The sequence below is a fragment of the Dielma fastidiosa genome, assembly GCF_000313565.1.
Classification (GTDB): Bacteria; Bacillota_I; Bacilli_A; order Erysipelotrichales; family Erysipelotrichaceae; genus Dielma; species Dielma fastidiosa.
In genome coordinates, this window is the sequence record NZ_HE578929.1 from 112,430 (window position 1) to 129,010 (window position 16,581).

12 protein-coding genes are annotated in these 16,581 nt (G+C 40.7%); all 12 read left to right on the forward strand.

All coding sequences use genetic code 11. From position 1 onward, the window contains the following. Positions 1-2: 2 nt before the first annotated feature. The 12 genes from DAHG_RS14100 (at position 3) to DAHG_RS20640 (ending at position 16,581) form a co-directional block, all read left to right on the forward strand. The gene (locus tag DAHG_RS14100; protein ID WP_022938995.1) at positions 3-1,799 is read left to right on the forward strand and encodes an NADH-quinone oxidoreductase subunit NuoF; all 1,797 of its coding nucleotides are present in this window, start codon (positions 3-5) and stop codon (positions 1,797-1,799) included. A 10-nt stretch (positions 1,800-1,809) separates the two neighbouring features. After that, positions 1,810-3,552 (forward strand): NADH-dependent [FeFe] hydrogenase, group A6, encoded by a 1,743-nt coding sequence (locus tag DAHG_RS14105; RefSeq protein ID WP_022938996.1) that lies wholly within the window; start codon positions 1,810-1,812, stop codon positions 3,550-3,552. 477 nt (positions 3,553-4,029) lie between these two features. After that, complete coding sequence (locus DAHG_RS21740; protein ID WP_022938997.1) at positions 4,030-4,257, forward strand: type IV toxin-antitoxin system AbiEi family antitoxin domain-containing protein; 228 nt, start codon at positions 4,030-4,032, stop codon at positions 4,255-4,257. Positions 4,258-4,915: 658 nt separating this feature from the next. Continuing rightward, a complete protein-coding gene (locus tag DAHG_RS21745; protein ID WP_205408122.1) occupies positions 4,916-5,257 on the forward strand; it encodes a nucleotidyl transferase AbiEii/AbiGii toxin family protein in 342 nt (113 codons plus the stop codon). A 638-nt stretch (positions 5,258-5,895) separates the two neighbouring features. Further along, positions 5,896-6,504, forward strand: a complete 609-nt coding sequence (locus tag DAHG_RS14120) for a DivIVA domain-containing protein (protein WP_022938999.1) — start codon at positions 5,896-5,898, stop codon at positions 6,502-6,504. Positions 6,505-6,547: 43 nt separating this feature from the next. Next, positions 6,548-8,233 carry a hypothetical protein gene (locus DAHG_RS14125; RefSeq protein WP_022939000.1) on the forward strand — a complete coding sequence of 562 codons (1,686 nt, stop codon included), beginning with the start codon at positions 6,548-6,550 and terminating at the stop codon, positions 8,231-8,233. After that, a complete protein-coding gene (locus DAHG_RS14130) occupies positions 8,181-8,705 on the forward strand; it encodes a hypothetical protein (protein WP_146211914.1) in 525 nt (174 codons plus the stop codon). Before DAHG_RS14125 ends, DAHG_RS14130 begins: the two co-directional genes overlap by 53 nt. A 211-nt stretch (positions 8,706-8,916) precedes the next feature. Continuing rightward, positions 8,917-10,113 carry a hypothetical protein gene (locus DAHG_RS14135; protein WP_147576405.1) on the forward strand — a complete coding sequence of 399 codons (1,197 nt, stop codon included), beginning with the start codon at positions 8,917-8,919 and terminating at the stop codon, positions 10,111-10,113. After that, entirely contained in the window at positions 10,110-11,360 is a 1,251-nt protein-coding gene (locus DAHG_RS21905) for a sugar transferase (RefSeq protein WP_022939003.1), read from the forward strand. The genes DAHG_RS14135 and DAHG_RS21905 overlap by 4 nt, the downstream gene beginning before the upstream one ends. Before the next feature lie 84 nt (positions 11,361-11,444). Then, complete coding sequence (locus tag DAHG_RS14145) at positions 11,445-14,213, forward strand: hypothetical protein (RefSeq protein ID WP_022939004.1); 2,769 nt, start codon at positions 11,445-11,447, stop codon at positions 14,211-14,213. Positions 14,214-14,294: 81 nt separating this feature from the next. Next, positions 14,295-15,635, forward strand: coding sequence for an O-antigen ligase family protein (locus tag DAHG_RS14150; RefSeq protein WP_022939005.1), 1,341 nt, complete (start codon positions 14,295-14,297; stop codon positions 15,633-15,635). Then, positions 15,628-16,581, forward strand: a complete 954-nt coding sequence (locus tag DAHG_RS20640; protein ID WP_022939006.1) for a glycosyltransferase family 2 protein — start codon at positions 15,628-15,630, stop codon at positions 16,579-16,581. The genes DAHG_RS14150 and DAHG_RS20640 overlap by 8 nt, the downstream gene beginning before the upstream one ends.

Here is a 16,581-nt window from a genome sequence, read left to right on the forward strand (position 1 = left end):
GCATGGAACGAATTAATGTACTGATTTGTGCTGGTACTGGCTGTACTTCCAGCAATTCACCGGCAATTGAAGCTGAGTTTGAACGCTGGATCGCTCAGTTTGGTCTTGAAAAAGAAGTTAAAATCGTAAAAACAGGCTGCTTTGGTTTATGTCAGAAAGGGCCGATCGTAGCGATTCATCCTGACCGTGTTTTCTATTGTCAGGTAAAGCCTGAAGATGTTCATGAAATTGTCAGTGAGCATTTGTATAAGGGCCGCCGTGTTGAACGTTTGGAAATGCACGATATTGATGAAGAAACAAAGGATAAGATTTTCAATATTGATAAGATCCGTTTTTACGCAAAGCAGCAGCGTATCGCTCTGCGTAACTGCGGGGTAATCAATCCTGAGGATATTATGGAATATATTGCCCGTGACGGTTATATGGCATTGGGCAAGGTGCTGACGGAAATGACTCCTCAGCAGGTTGTTGATGAAATCATGGCCAGCGGCTTGCGCGGACGCGGCGGCGGCGGTTTCCCAACCGGCCGTAAATGGCAGTTTGCACTGAATGAGAAAAATGATGAAAAATATGTAATCTGTAATGCTGATGAGGGTGACCCGGGTGCGTTTATGGATCGTTCAATTTTGGAAGGTGATCCGCATGCGGTGCTTGAAGCTATGGCAATTGCTGGTTATGCGATTGGATCACATCATGGTTATATTTATATCCGTGCTGAATATCCAATTGCGGTTGACCGTTTAAAGATTGCTATCCGACAGGCTGAAGAAAATGGTCTGCTTGGCAAGAATATTCTGGGAACTGGTTTTGATTTCACATTGGAGATCCGTCTGGGTGCCGGTGCCTTTGTCTGCGGTGAAGAAACAGCTTTAATTGCTTCAATCGAAGGCAAGCGCGGTATGCCGACACCGAAGCCGCCATTCCCTGCGGTAAAGGGTGTTTGGGGCAAACCGACAATTATTAATAATGTTGAGACATTTGCCAATGTGGCACAGATCATCAACAAAGGAGCTGCCTGGTTTAAATCAATCGGTACTGAAAAGTCAAGCGGTACCAAGGTATTCGCATTGGGCGGCAAGGTTGTCAATACCGGTCTTGTAGAAGTTCCAATGGGTACAACACTGCGCGAGGTAATTTATGAAATCGGCGGCGGCTGTCCAAACAATAAACGCTTTAAAGCGGTTCAGACCGGCGGCCCAAGCGGCGGCTGTCTGACAGAAGCGGATCTTGATTCACCAATCGATTTCGATACACTGATTGCGAAGGGCTCAATGATGGGTTCCGGCGGTATGATCGTTATGGATGAGGATAACTGTATGGTTGATATTGCCCGTTTCTATATGGATTTCATCGTTGATGAATCATGCGGCAAATGTACGCCATGCCGTGTTGGTACGAAACGTCTGCTTGAATTGCTGACGGATATCTGTGAAGGCCGCGGTACTCTTGAAACCATTGATGAGCTTGAACGCTTAAGCTATTCAATCAAGGATACAGCTTTATGCGGTTTAGGTCAGACGGCCCCAAATCCTGTGCTTTCTACACTGCGTTTCTTTAAGGATGAATATATTGCTCATGTCGTTGATAAGAAGTGTCCGGCTAAGGTCTGCAAGGCATTGCTGGAATATACGATTGATCCTGATACTTGCCGTAAATGTTCACTATGTGCCAAGGGTTGTCCGGTTGGCGCGATTACTGGTGTGCCTGGCAAAGAGCCATATAAAATTGATACTGAAAAATGCATCAAGTGCGGTGCCTGCATGAATGCCTGCCACTTTAATGCGATTTCATTAGGATAGGAGGTACATCATGGTAAAATTAACAATTAATAATCGTGAAGTTGAAGCACCTGAGGGTTCTACGATTCTTGAAGCTGCCCGTTTAAACGGTATTCAGATTCCTACTTTATGTTTTTTAAAGGATTTGACAGGTACTGGCGCATGCCGTGTCTGCAACGTTGAAGTAAAAGGGGCTCGTTCTTTATGTGCAGCCTGTGTTTACCCAATCAATGAGGGTATGGTAGTTTATACAAATTCTAAGAAGGCTTTGGATGCCCGCCGTACAGTTGTAGAATTGATTGTTTCTAATCATTCAAAGAACTGTCTGCAGTGTATCCGCAATAACAATTGTGAATTGCAGCGTCTTGCTCAGCAGGTAGGCATCCGTGAGGAAGCTTTCAAGGGCGAGCATACAGCACCGCATTTTGATGAAGTATCACCAGGGGTTGTCCGTGATACAAGTAAATGTGTGCTTTGCGGCCGCTGTGTTGCTGCGTGTGAGAAGATTCAGGGCTTGGGCTGTCTGAATTATATTAACCGCGGTTTCAAAACAACAGTAGGGCCAGTGTTTAATAAATCATTGGCTGAAGTAAACTGCATGCAGTGCGGTCAGTGCATTAATGTATGTCCAGTAGGCGCTTTGCATGAAAAGGAAGAAATCCATGAAGTTATCGATGCGCTGAATGATCCGACTAAACATGTCATCGTCCAGACAGCACCGGCAATCCGTGCAGGTTTGGGTGAAGAGTTTGGTTTGCCAATCGGTACGAAAGTAACCGGCCGCATGGTAACCGCATTAAAACTGTTAGGCTTTGACCGTGTTTATGATACTAATTACGCGGCTGACTTGACGATTATGGAAGAGGGCTATGAATTCCTGAATCGTGTTCAGCATGGCGGTGTTCTGCCGATGATTACTTCTTGTTCACCAGGCTGGATCAATTATGCAGAAAAGGAATATCCGGATCTGCTGAATCATTTATCAAGCTGTAAATCACCGCATATGATGTTTGGCGCTATCTTGAAATCTTATTACGCTCAGCAGAAGGGAATTGATCCAAAGGATATTTATGTTGTGTCAATCATGCCTTGTGTTGCGAAAAAAGGTGAAAAAGGCCGCCGTGAAAATCTGACAAATGGTCTGCAGGATGTCGATGCTGTATTGACAACCAGAGAGCTGGGCCGTCTGATTAAAATGTACGGTATTGATTTTGTTGATCTGGTTGACAGTGAGTTTGACCAGGATATGTTTGGCGAATACAGCGGTGCCGGCGTTATTTTCGGTACCAGCGGCGGTGTTATGGAAGCTGCGCTTCGTACCGTTGCGGAAGTGCTTGCTAAACATGAGCTGAAAAATATTGATTATACGGCAGTCCGCGGTGTTGAGGGCTTGAAAGAAGCGACCTTAAACATTGCTGGCCTGGAAGTTAAGGTAGCGGTAGCTCACAGCATGTCAATTGCGAAACCATTGCTTGATGATATCAGAGCAGGAAAATCACCTTATCATTTCATTGAAATCATGGGCTGTCCTGGCGGCTGTATCAATGGCGGCGGTATGCCGATTGTCAGCGCTCAGATTCGCAACAGCGGTCTTAACTATAAACAGAAACGTTCTGAAGCACTCTATACTGAAGATTCTGAGTGCAAGGTGCGTAAGTCTCATGAAAATACGCAAATTCAGGAACTGTATAAGAATTTCTTAAAGGAACCTAACAGTGAACTTGCACATGAACTGCTGCATACGCATTATTCAAAGAAGGAAAGATTTCAATAATTAACATGAAGGCTCATCCCATCGGGTGGGCCTTTTTAAGTGGTTAAGCATGGATTAAAGCCTTATGCAGCTGGGCGTATCAAGTACAGGAATATTGGATTTGTAAACCTGCTTAAAGTTAAATGGTACAAAGATAGTGTAATATTTAGTGTTAGAGTAATGGTAAAGAGGTGAAGGAGGATACTTATGATTAATTTGTCTAGTTATAAATATTAGTATTTACAATAGTATTAACAATTCGTATTCATAAATGTGTAGTGTGAGGTCTAAAGGTAAATGGTTGCGTGTAGAAAACTTGTAATTTGATTTGACTAGAAATTAAATCTGTTGTGGAAGTTAGTGAACCTTTGCCTATTTTCATGGATGAATATGCTGTAAAAGGAAGATTACTGAATGTATTAATTATCATGAAGCAGTTTACTTTTGAATCGAAATGATGCATAATTCCAATCAAAAGTAAACAAGGAGAGTGCAAAGATGAATATAAATGAGAAAATAATAAAGAACAATAATATGATAACAACATCTCAGGTACTATCCTTAGGGTTTTCAAAACAGATTTTGACAATTTATGTAAAAGAAGGATTATTTGAACGATGCAGACATGGCATTTATATCCTGCCTAATACGATACATGATGATATGTATACTATGATGTTGCGGTCGGATCAAATTGTATTTTCACATGATCCAGCATTTTTTTAAATGGATTGTCTGAACGGACACCTTTTATACATACAGTAACGATATTAAGCAATATAGCTTTGCCAAACTCGTTAAAGGGAGAATGTATCTGCTTTTATGTAAAATCAAATCTGCATGATATTGGTATTATAGAAAAAAGAACAACATTAGGAAATAGTGTAAAATGTTATAAGATAGAAAGAACAATTTGTGATTTTATTAGATGCCGCAGTCGTTGTGATGAAGAAACAGTCATTAGAGATATAAAAAAATATGCTGCATATGACAATAAGGACTCAAATCTCTTATCTGTATATGCAGAACAGTTTAAGATTACAAAAGAGTTGAAGAAATATCTGGAGGTGCTGTTATGAGTTCAAAAGCCATGAGTTTAAAAGCTAAGATTAAAAATTATGCTAAGAAAAATAAAATAACTGTCCAAGTAGTTCTTTAGAATTAGATGTTTGAACGTTTTCTAGCAAGATTGTCAGCCACTCACGAAAGAAAACGTTGTGAAAGCTGTGAAGAATATATGTGATATAAATCTTGACGATAATGTAACTTTTGAAACTATATCAATTGCACCAATCCGTCATGATAACCTATATGGTGGATTCTGTGTAAGATTGTATGATTGATGTATCAATTTGTGATTTTATTACATCATCTGCGGTTCTATATGAATTTTTTTGATGCTGAAGTATGGCACAAGCTTTGGGGTTATAATATTGAAACAGTAATGATAGAGAAAGTTGAAACTATTTTAAGTCGTGGAATATTCAATACCAGACCCAGAGATTATTATGATATTTATATTCTTGCCACAACTCAAAATTATGATATAAAACTGTTTAAAGAAGCATTGTCAGCTACTGCAAAGCATAGAGAGAGTAATGAGAAAATTAAAGATGCAGATACAATTATTAAATTGTTATCAATTAGTAAAGATTTACAGAATATGTGGTTGAAGTATCAAAAAAATAGGCTTATGCTGCCAATATTACATATGATTAAATTATAGTTATATAAGAAAAGCTGCTAGCATGAAGATTATAAGTCAGATTAGATAAATGAAAATATCTGGCTTATACAAAAGGTTATACATAACACTATAATTTACTACAATAATGCAAGGTACTCTTTTAAAGTGAGTACCTTTTGTTTTACGCTAAAATAAGCGAATATCATAAAAAAATCCTGCTTGTCAATGCTTGGATGCGGTTCAACTATCAAAAGGTAGAGGAAGCAAGACATTGAAATACAGGAAGGATAACACGATAAGTAAGTGTTTGAATGCAATCTGCATTGATTAAAACAACAGAAATAAACATTTGGAATAATTAGAACAAAATGGGAACTGTCTCATAAAGTATACTTTTTGAGACACTCAAATTGTATCCTTTTTTTGGCCATTTGTAAATATTATTTTACGAATTTGTTCATTTTGTGACCTTTTTTTGTTAGTGACCTTCATTTTAAAAGTGTCTTATAAAGTATACATTTTAAGATGTTTTTTTGAAAACTGGGGTTTATATTTATGGGAGCGTAGTTTAGCTTCCGCCAATCTAGGAATGATGTTTTCCCCCAAGTTTCATCATTCCTGTTTTTTATGTATGACTAACTGATTCCATCAGTTAGATTGATATAGGAGGGTCCAGCATGAAAAATCTCGTGAAGTTCAGATCAGTTCTCAATGGCTATTGTAAAGAGGAAGTTGATACATACATCGATCAATTACGAAATGAAATAAAAAATGAGCAATTGGCTGTCAGTCGTCTGTTGCTTCAAACACAGAAACAAAGTGAGCGAATCATCGCTGAAGCTGAAAGTAAGGCTCAAGACATCATCCGAGATGCGGAACTCAAGCATCAAAAGCTGGAACAGTCTGCGAATCAGGCAAAGGATCAGCTCATCTCAGAAATGCGTGAGGATTTTGTGGAATTGTTGGAAATGACGAAACAGTTGAGAAAAATCGTTCTTGATTCGCAGCAGAACTTTGATCGCAGTACAGCCTGCGTATTGTCGGCCTTGCCCGGTGAAGAAAACGTGGATGCAGCGATTGAAAAAATCATGCAGATGTATCAGGTAATGGAAACAAGTCCTAAGCTTCATACTGACCCCAAAACAATCATACAAACGATGAATACAGTGCCTATCCATCAAGAAGCAGAACGAATGCAGGAAACGCTGAAAGTCAAAGAACCTTCTGTAACGGTTGAGAACATTGAAGATTTAATGAATTCGATCAATGCTCAACGCCGAGGATAGGTAAGTGAAGAGAAGGAAAGGGAGGGGGATAATTCTGCTATGGATGTCAGCGTTACTTGGATTAACACCAGAACATCTATCGATGAGTATAGAGGCCAAGAAGTGGCAGACACAGGAAGCAGAAGAGAATGATGATTTTGTGAATGAAGAGGAAGAATCATCACCAAGCCAAAACGATGACGATAAAGACGATGAAAGTCTAAAATCAGATTCAAAGATAGAGGCGAATGAGGAACAATCGACAGGATCCGAGGATGAATTTAAGGAAATCGAAAAGGAAGAAGTCATACCTGATGAAGATATTCCTAATGAAGCCATACCTGATGATGTCTTACCTCCCAATGAGAATCATCAGAACGAAGTGAATACGGTCTGTTTGGTCATCGATGCAGAAAGCTTTCAAAGCTGTGTGAGTGATAGAAATGAAATTAATTTGAAATTGGAGGCCGATTTGGAACTAGAAGCTTCACAGTTACCGATGATCGATGTAGAAGTGTTGAGTATCGATCTGAACGGTCATGTCTTAAGCTTTAATGTCAAAGAAGGTGAAACCTTTGATCCTCTGCGCTGCTCCTTGCTTCAATTGATCAATGATACGGAACGCGCCGGTGGCTTTTTCATCAGTAGTGATAGTTCAAATCTGCCTCCCTTGATTGAGATCTCTTCATATGGCTTTCTGGCGGGGGCCAATGCAGGCATTCAATTTTATTCAAAGATGGAAAACTATACAATAATCGATTTGAGTGAAGAAGCGACGATGAACATTCAGGCTACGAGCCTGATGTGCCGAAAAGGATCGGCAACAACATTGATCAAGCGTGATGGTAATGTGCTGAGTGAAAATGATTGGATCTATTTTGCGGGATTTAATATGTATACCGAATTTCTAGAAAATCAGATCCTCTACCGTTATCAGATGGAAAGCCCCTTTCTTTATGCTCAGGATGAGGATAAATACCGAGTACAGATGGAATGGGGAGATTTGGATTTTGTTTATGATGTAGGATTCGTGGATGAAGAAGGTGGAACGGGCGTTGGCTGGATCGGTAATGATAATGTCAAGAATCATGTGAAGATCAGTAATTATTCCCAATTTCCGATTTATGTCTCTCAGTCATTAACGATCAACGATGAGGCCATCGATGGCCAAGTGTATAAGGAACAGGGAATTGCTGAGAGTAGCGGAAATTATGATTACAATGCGAGTGAATTAGCCAAAAGTCAGGAAATGTTGCTTGGCAGCGCCAGTAATTTGCCGGTCGTCCTTGATCTATATATCGTATTGTCCGGCAAGCCTGATCTGAATCGATATCACAGTGGTCAACAGATCGGCTCACTGACATTGAGCGTCATATCGATGGAAACGGACGATCTTTTATTGAGTGAAGATGAATATGATCTGTACATTGCGGTAGGTGAAGAGCAAACAATCCGTGGAACGCAGAGTCTGGCAGGTGCAGTTTATCGGATTAGCGGCGGTGGAACGGCCATCTTTGATGAGTTTGAAGTGGTCGATGCTCAGGATGGGGCTCTGATCGCCCAAGCAGATGAAACCAGTGAACTCATCGCAGGACCATGGATGGATCTCGAACATTATCGGTTCGTCGATCGTGAGGCACGAACCGTGTCCTATGGTGAATCAGCAGTGGCAATCTATTATCGAAAGGAAGAAGAGGATGAAGAACAGGCAGCCTCAGACAATGAAGCAATTGAAGAAAAGCCGCAGTGATGACCTTTATCAGAAAAAGGTACGATGGACGATAGGGAACGTCATCATAGTCTGTGGGATCATGATCGCCTTGATTGCAGGCTGGAATGGCTTCATCTTGCCAAAGCATGAAGCAGCGGCAGAAGTGATCAGTCTGATTGAATCGGCAGAACAAGAAAAACTAATCGTCGATGAAGGCTATGAAATCTATCTGTGTGTGTCACCGAGCTATGTGGATGGAGCGTTGACGGTCAATCTAGTCAATAGTGAAACGAATGATGTCGATATCCGCTTAGTGATTCGTGATGGTGAAGGGAAGGAAAGAGCGTCGAGCGGCCTACTTTATCCTGGTGAGATGTTACGGAAAATCAACATCACAGGTTTGAATGACAAAGCGATTCAGTTAGAGGTCATGGCCTATGAACAGAACACTCATTATTCCGCAGGCGTGATTCGAGTGAAAACCGAATGGAAGGCAGTATTGGAGGATTAAGATGAAGAAAAAGATATGTCTCTTGGGCGGACTTGTCGGCTTGAATAACAGTTATATCAAGGATTGTTATGCAAAGGTCAAACTGAAGGGAGGCCAAAGCAGTGGGGGATTTGCAGGGTGTAATTATGGCGAGATTTATGATAGTTGGACATTGGCCTACTCCTTGCAAGGAAAGATCATGGCAGGCTTTGCGGCAAAGAACGAAGGGATTATGGAACATGTCTTTTATATTGATGACAGGAAGAAAAAAAAGAAGAAATATATTGATGAAGAATTGGCAGTAGAAGCAGAGAGTGAAGTAGAGCTTCCATGGAACAAAGAGACATGCTGGGAGGCGGAAACTTTTCCCCCCTTGTTCAGGAATGAATATTTCAAAGTTCAAAGCGGATCAAATGAAAGTGTAATCGAGATTGCTACTTTGGAAGAGCTGATTGAAATCACTAAGCACATCAATCAAGGCGAGTGGGAATATCAGAATGCGAACTATAGCTTGATTGCTGACATTGACTGTAAGGGAAAGAAACTCGTACCGATCGGTGAGGATGACAGTCTGCCGTTCAAGGGAATCTTCAATGGCAATGGCCATCTGATTGAGAACTTCAAAATAAAAGGAAAGAAACGGAAATACGGTGGCTTGTTTGGTTGTCTGAGAGATGCGAAAATCATGAATTTGACGGTGGACGGTATCATCGAGAATGCCGAATATGCTGGTGGAATTGCCGGGATGATGGAAGGTGGAATCATCAGCTGCTGCGGCAGTGCGATACGGATTGAGGCTATCAAATATGCCGGAGGTCTGGTCGGAAAGAATCGAGACGGATTCTTAGTCAAGACGTATGCAGTCGGCACAATCCATGAAAAAGGCAGGCCTTGGTTCTTGTTGCTGCTGCTGTTGCCCTTGTTGTATCTACTGCTTAAGATGGGAATTCCTTATCCATCGATTCCGGTCGATGGTAACGTCCAGCGGCTGAATGATGGATTGAAGCCAGGCGGCGGGAATACAGCGGCCTTCGAGTTCAATCGATTGATTATATTCAAAGATGGCATCGGTGAATTGAATTTCTATAACCCCGGAAATTCAACTCAGGACATCGTCGTGAAACTCACGATCACCGACGAAGAATTGATTGATCAGTTGGGCGAATCCCACCGTACGCTTTTCGATCAGAAGCGATTGGAATTGTTGGCCAATTATGATCCAAAGCTGATGCGTCAGGAATTGGCGGTGACTGGACGAATCCCGGCCGGCAGCTCGTTGATGTATCTGGAACTGAAGACATTACAGGATGGAACGGAATTACCCCCGGGTACGTATAAAGCCATCATCGAACTGACTTTCTATGATACCGAGAGTCAGGAAAAAGCGTTGTTGAACAGCCAGCTGCCGGTTGGTATCAGGATCGAATGATGATACTGATCGATCTGGTGATAGAGACAGTGCTGTTAACGCTATTTTGGCGTTTCGGCTATGCAGAAGAAATTTATTATTATTTTTGGGGAAACGTTGTAGTCATTGTGATGATGCTGATCGAAATAGAGGCCTTCAAATTGATCAACGGCGGATATCGGATCGCAGAAAAAGAAAAGGATGAGATCCTTTTTATTCATAGTCTGAGCACGCTGATCTGTCTGCCACTCATCTATCTGGAATTGTCATTGATCGATTATCATATTTTAAAGCTACAGCCCTTGATCGTGTTGGCTTGTGCACAGCTAATATGGGCCTTGCTCTTCAGCCGATTTGCGGATCATTACTTTCGTACTCATCATGGGAGTATGAAGCTGTTTTATGTGGGAGCAGCCAATGAAGAAGTGCTGGAAGAACTGAATCAGCGAAGCAGCCGCTATCAAATCATTTCAAGCTTCAAGGCAGAGGAAATCGATGCGAACCGATTGAAGGAAGCCGATGGGGTGCTGGCGGAGCAACTAGAGGAAAGTGAACGGCGGCGATTGAATCGACTGTGTTATGTGCAAGGAAAGGCATGGTATGAACATCCGCCCTTAGAAGGACTGATGCTGATGAACGGTGAAATGATGTGTGTCGGCGATTTGATGCTGAACCATCAAAAAGGAACGAAGAACGACCGAATGAAACGCTGTTTCGATATCGGCGTTTCACTCATCCTGCTCTTCGTCACATCACCAATCCTGCTCATCACAGCCATCCTGATCAAAGTAGAAGATGGTGGTGCAGTGTTCTATAAGCAAGAGCGATACAGCCTCGATGAGAAAATCATCAGCATCCTGAAGTTTCGTAGTATGCGCGAAGATGCGGAGGCAGACGGAATTGCAAGACTGTGCAGTGAGAACGATCAGCGATTGACAAAAATCGGTAAGGTTATCCGACGATGCCGAATCGATGAACTGCCACAGCTGATCAATGTGTTGAAAGGGGAGATGAGCTTAGTAGGACCACGGCCAGAACGGCCGGAAATCGCCGAGAGAAGGAAACAGGAACTGCCGGAGTTTGCGTATCGAACGAAGGTGAAGGCAGGACTGACCGGATATGCACAGGTGATGGGGAAATACAGTACATCGACAGAGAATAAGCTGCGCTTTGATCTGGTATATATCCAGCAGCAGTCGATGATGTTTGATCTATTGATATTGACTAAGACACTGTGTGCTGTACTGGAACCAAAGCGGTCAAAATGAAGAAAGGAGCAAAAAGGGGGTGATGAACATTAAAGTGAATGGGTAGGGATAAAAAACGAAAGATGAAAGGAGAATTTTCAACTAATGGGAAAATTATTAAAGAAATTGGGAGCATTCTTTGTAGCCATGACGATGGTAGTCACGATGTTTCCATCAGTGATTCAAGCTGCAGAAACAGCGAACACATGGACAGAGGATGGAAAGAATGCGGTTGAGGGAATAGACTACTACATAGTTACTCATGAAAGCTCCAATAGCGTTAAAGAATTTCATGTAAATACAGCTCGCGGCCTTGGCTTTTTTGCTTATGCAATGTCACAGTTTCATGCACAAGCACAAGGTGAATCAACCCTGTATACAGGTTTTGATTCTGCTGATATTTATTTAGAGAAAAACTTAAATTTAGGCGGAAAAAATTGGGTTGGATTAGATGGCTTAAAAGAAGTAAGTGATGCAACCACTTATGATTATAAGAGCTTTTATTATGCGACTCTAGGAAGAAATCTGGATGATTTTTCTAATGAATATTATTTCGCCACAGGTTACGCTTCCGGAGACTGGTATAGTTTTAAAGGATCATTTATAGGAAATGGTCATACAATCAGCAATCTTACCATTCAAAGGAATTTTAGTGGTAGTAGCGATGGAGATACAAAAATAGATAACAATCGCATTGATTGGAATGGTTGGTCCAATGGGATGGCTAGTTATTTCCTTTTAAATTTAGGCTCTGAAGAAGTATTCAAAGACGTTACTTTCAACAATATTAATGTTGTGATTCTTGATCAACAAACAGGTAATGCTTCAAGTGATGCTATTGGTTTTGCGATGGTTATGGAAAATCATGGAACTGTAAGCAATGTAAATGTAAAGGGAAATGTATCGATACTTGCTCCGAATCCTGCTTATTATGGCTTTTCAGCAATTAATCGCGGCACTATTGAGAAAACAAATATGGATGTGAATGTAGATCTGATATTAGATGTTAATCGAATGATTAATAATGGAAATGCATATACAACAGGAATTGGCTTATATGGATTAAAATATGAAGGTAATTCTGATGGTAATGGTGATAGTAGCAATAGAAACACTTACTTCAATATTACGTGGAATTCAACGGTTGCTTTAGTGAGTGGAATAGCAGCTGTAAGTGGTGATGGCGATATAGGGCATAAATCGATGCATGGAAATAGTTTCATTAAAGATTGTACGGTTAAGGGAAATTACAATTTCTATCAGATACCTAAAACACTTGAAAATGGAATAAATGTTCAGACTGAAGATGAACTTACTTATGATTCGGTTACTTTTGATAAACTAAAGGCATTCAAGAGTACACTGCCAATGCTTGAGTATGCTGATTCAAACCAAGAAATTCAGCTAGTAGTTACAGAGAGTGGAAAAAATTTAGTTCATGGCATAACAGCAGCACGTTATAGAGTAACTATTGCTAATTCTAATTCATATGATATCAGTATCGCTGCTGGTGAGTCATTCACTGGAGTAGATGGGTTATTAACTAAAATTACTGATTTTAATGACATGGATTATGGTGATGTTAATACTGACAATGTAACTAATAATTTAAGTGCTGAGAAGGCAACTGTGGCTTTAACTTCAACAGCAATTGAAATGGTAGAGCTTGAAAAAAACACAGAAACTTTTACTTCATCAGTGGGTGGCGTTATTGCATCTAATTGGACTAGATTTACTGATAACGAGATGACAAATAACATTGAAATTCCAATTTATTTACAAACCTTTGGTGAATCAAGCTATCGTGTACGTCTTGATTGGGGTAATATGGAATTTATCTATGATCGCGGAAGCTGGGATGCTGGCACCAATAGCTTTAAACCAGAAAACGGCAATGTACTTGGCTGGAATGGTCATGATAATGTAAATAACCAAATACTTGTAACAAATCAGTCGAATGCTTCAGTCAATGCAAAGTTAGATCTTGCACTTAAAGTTGAAAAGGGTTTGTCAACTGAAATCTATAAAGAAGCAGGTGCAAATACAAATACGAGTGAAAAAGATTATACAGGTAAGTCACAATATGTCTTAGGGGCATATCAGGCCATTGGTGTCAATGAGAATAATGTTCAGGAATTCTATGTTGTATTAGGTGGAGATCCTAAAGGAAAATATACAAATTCCACAAAGATTGGTAGCTTGACGGTAACAATCACATCAGAAAGTATTAGTGAGGCATCAAGTCAGGCAATCACTTATCTGAATAATACAACTACAAGTTCTTATGCAGCAACTGATGACATCCAGCTTAGCGCAGTGGAATTAGGCGCAGATAAGAGTATTACAGTTGCTGATGGTAAAGCAGTCACTTTACTTGGTGCTTTTGATGCTAACAATCATAAGTTGACCTTAAGCAATGGTTCTGCTGGTGCTAAATTGGTAATTGATCCAAGTCTAATTCTAAAATGCACTAAAGTTCAGGATATCTTGTCAGTAAATGGATTAAGTGTGGAAGGCATCACTAAGCTTAAACAGAACGGTTTGATTTGGAAGGATAACTCAGGAAATGTCATTGATGGTACTAATGATGTGTTAACAGCAGGAGATTATACACTAACTTATTTAGGTTCACTTGATACACATTTGACTTCTGAATCAACTGATCCATATATGATTTGCAGTGACACAACAATCAATGCAGTTGAAATTACAAGTGATAAAACACTGATAATCAAAGATAATGCAGAAGTAACGATCACTGGTACACTGAGTGGTGTAGGTTCATTAAAAATCGCTGCGGGTAGTGAGGGCAGTGTTGTTTATGATAGTAACACTTATGTAGGGAATTCTAATCAAAATGTAACAATCCAGTAAGTGAATGAAACGGCAAGGGAACTTGCCGTTCTATCAAAGGGTCTGAGAAATCAGATCTTTTGATAGAACAGGAGGAATGGAATGAAGAAAGATGAAAGATTCATTGTTTATCAATTTTGTGAACTAAGCGGTACGGTTTTAATTATCGCTTGTATTTGCTTGCTTTTAGGAAGTGTGATCGTTGAGCAGCTTTCAGGCCATGATTTTTTGTTTCCACCAGTTTTATATTCACTATGTGTACTGATCTTATTTATCACCGTGTTTAAAATGACTCAAAATGTATTCGTTTTTGATCGGCGTTTACTTTTAGGTTTATTGTCATTGGCTTCCTTACTGCTGGTTTTGTCAACCGTCTTTTCAATCAATCCTTCATTATCTTTTAGAGGTTCATCCAATCGCAATGAAGGATTTCTGACTTGGTGCTGCTATTTCACTTTGATGTTTGGTGCTTTGTGTATCAGTGAGGAAAAGCATCGGCAATGGATCTGTTTCGGTATCTTGGTCATGGGATGTGTGAATGGGTTTTATACCTTTCTTCAATATATGGACCTCTTTCCAAGGCTGACACATTACTCGACCTTATTTTACAAATATAAGCTAGTACCAGGTTTGTGCGGAAATGCAGTATTCCTTGCCACATATATGGTTGCTTTCAGTGGCATTGCGATGGGATTGTTGGTTAAGGCAAAGCATTGGTGGCAGGAGGCAATCGCCCTGTTCTGTTTATTGATAGGAATCGTCGTGATCGTCATGACTAAATCTACCGCAGGGCTCTTAGGCTTAGGGATGGTTTTGTTTTTGGCGTCGATTTATGTTTATACTCATCGTGATGAGCTGAAACGCTGGTACTTTGATGCTTATCCGTTGATGATTACATTGATGATTGCTTTCGTAATCATTTTGTGCCTGATGGTTTTAACTCAGAATGCATGGCTGCTTCGTTTTCAACATGAGCTAGAGGATGCAATTATGCCTCTTCTAAGTGGTGTGATCACTGAACAGTCAGGGTCCGGCCGTTATATGGTCTGGAAGAATGCAATCACATTGATTCCTGATCATTTGTTATTAGGGAGTGGCCCGGATACTTTTGGCAAGTTGTATCATTCGATTTTCCCGTTGAATAATGGTCAGTATTTTGATAAAGCGCATAATGAATATCTGGAAGTCTTGATAACGATGGGATTACCGATGCTGATCAGTCTATTAAGTATCTATGGAGTGGTGATTAAGGATGTTTTCAAACGGCTTTGGAGCAAAGAAGGGACGATGGTTAGTGCTGCCTGCTTCTTTGGCATCACTGCTTATCTCGTCCAAGCGTTCTTTGGCATTGCAGCGATTCTGTCAGCACATTTATTTTGGATCTTATTGGGACTTGGTGCAGGTCAGCTGTGGAATGAATCAAGAGTGAGAAGTCATGAATGAGCGGCCCCTGTTGAGTATCATCATACCGGTCTACAATGTCAGTAATTATCTAGAGGAATGTGTAAAGAGCATACTGAATCAAAAGAAGGTCTTCGCGTATGAAATCATTTTGGTGGATGATGGTTCGACCGATGGCAGTGGCAGTCTGTGTGACAGCTATGAGGGTGCAGGGGTCAAGGTGCTTCATCAAACAAACAAAGGTTTGTCGGCTGCCCGTAATGTAGGCTTTCGCCATGCCAAAGGGGAGTATGTCTGGTTTCTGGATAGTGATGACTGGCTGGTGGAGGATGCCTTCGATCAGCTTGCAGAATATATGAATAAAGAGAATGAGGTAATTTTTTTTGAATCGAGAAAGAGTATCAATGCGATGTTGAATCGAACACCGTTGGTGCTTAAACAGATCCTGAAAGAGCAGGTAGCAAAGGAGGGACTGTTAAAGACCATGATTCGTTTGAATTATCCGCTTGGCTGTGCGTGGAATCGCATCATCCGGCATGAATTGATAGAAAAGAATAAGTTGACGTTTGAAGAAGGTATCTATTGTGAAGATATAGAATGGAACGTCAAGCTACTGCGCGCGCAGCCCAAACTGGCATTATGTCCGCATGTGGTGCATGTGTATCGTCAGCACCCAAAATCGATCACAAAGAATTATCAAGGGATCGCCGAGGATTTTAAGAATGTTGTGCTGCGCTGCATCAAAGAATGTCAACCTGACAGAGAACCGGAGCTAGCCTCTTTTCTAGCGTTTCAATATGCATCACTATTGGAGTTTGTTCCCTATTTGGAACCAGCAGAGGGAGCAAAGGTCGAGGCCGAAGGGTGGATCATGGATTTTGCATCCGATAAAAAAGCACGGTGCTGTCAGAACCTGATCAGGGTAATTGGATTTAAAAGAGCGACACGAATATTGTATATCTATTTAAACAGTAAGCGTGGCCGGTGA